Genomic DNA, 1,139 nt, shown 5'->3' with positions numbered 1-1,139 from the left:
CTTCACGCCCGCCCCCGGGGAGGTGCACGCGCGCCCCGCGTCGCTGTGGCGGCGGCTGCTGTCCTTCACCGTCGACACCGCCGCCATTGGCGCCGTGGCGTCGGCCTACATCGTCCTCGCCTCGTCGGTGGCGGGCGTGAAGAGCCCCCAGGCGGGCCTGACGGGGCTGGATGCCTTCGTCGCCTGGCTGCGCGCACTGCACACCGTGCTGCTGCCGGGCGTGGTACTGGTGCTGGTGCTCGCCACCGTGTACTGCGCCGTCGCGGCCTTCCTCTGGAATGGGCGCACCCTGGGACGGTTGCTCCTGGGGCTCCGGCTGGTGGACACCCACGGCATGGCGCCCACCCCGGGCCGGGCCATCTTCCGGGCGCTGCTCGCCGGGCTTTCCTTTGTTCTCTTCCTGGGCGGCTTTTGGATGGCGCTGTTCGACCGACGCGGCCAGACCTTGCATGACAAGCTGACGTCCACCTTCGTCGTCCAACCGAGCTGAAACCGGCTCATTGTGCCTTGCGGCCGCGGCCGTAAGATGCCGCGGCCTTCATGCCTTCCCGTCTTGCCCAGCACCTCGTGTCGCGCGGCCTCCTGACCCAGGAGCAGGCCGGGGAGTTGTTGCGTCAACACCAGGCCCAGGGCGGCCACCTCGACACCGCGCTGATGGAGCGCGGCATGTCCGAGCAGGACGTCCTCGCGATGCTCGGCGAGGCCTCCGGCTTCCGGCCCGTGAACCTGGTGGACTTCGAGCCCAACCAGGAGGTCGCCACCTTCATCCCTCCGAAAATCGCGGAGCGGCTGAGCGTGGTGCCCCTGTCCCTGGACGGCACCACGCTGCACGTGGCGTGCGCCTACCCGGTGCCGAAGAAGGAGCTGGACGAAGTCGGCTTCCTCCTGGGCAAGCCGCTGGAGCTGTGGGTCGCCATCGAGCTGCGGGTGCGCGAGTGGATCTCCTTCATCTACCGCCAGCCGCTGCCGCCGCGCTTCGTCCAGTTGGGCGAGGCGCTCGCCGCGCAGCAGGCCGGGACCCACACCCCGCCGCCTCCTCCCCCCGAGGACGAGTCGATGTCGGTGGACATGGTGGAGCAGCTCGCGCGCTCCGTCGCCCAGGAGCCCGTGGCGCCCGAAGCCCGGCCCGCCGCCCCGCG

2 protein-coding genes are annotated in these 1,139 nt (G+C 71.1%); both read left to right on the top strand.

Features of this window, described 5'->3' with window-relative positions; genetic code table 11:
* Positions 1–490, top strand: a 490-nt coding sequence (locus tag D7Y13_RS41625) for an RDD family protein (RefSeq protein WP_147452652.1), incomplete at its 5' end; no start/stop codon positions are given.
* A gap of 50 nt (positions 491–540) precedes the next feature.
* A partial coding sequence (locus D7Y13_RS41620) for a GspE/PulE/PilB domain-containing protein (RefSeq protein ID WP_500683197.1) occupies positions 541–1,139 on the top strand: 599 nt, incomplete at its 3' end.

The sequence above is a fragment of the Corallococcus praedator genome (genome assembly GCF_003612125.1).
Classification (GTDB): Bacteria; Myxococcota; Myxococcia; order Myxococcales; family Myxococcaceae; genus Corallococcus; species Corallococcus praedator.
The sequence above is the reverse complement of the archived record's forward strand: the minus strand, read 5'-3'. Positions and strand labels throughout refer to the sequence as shown.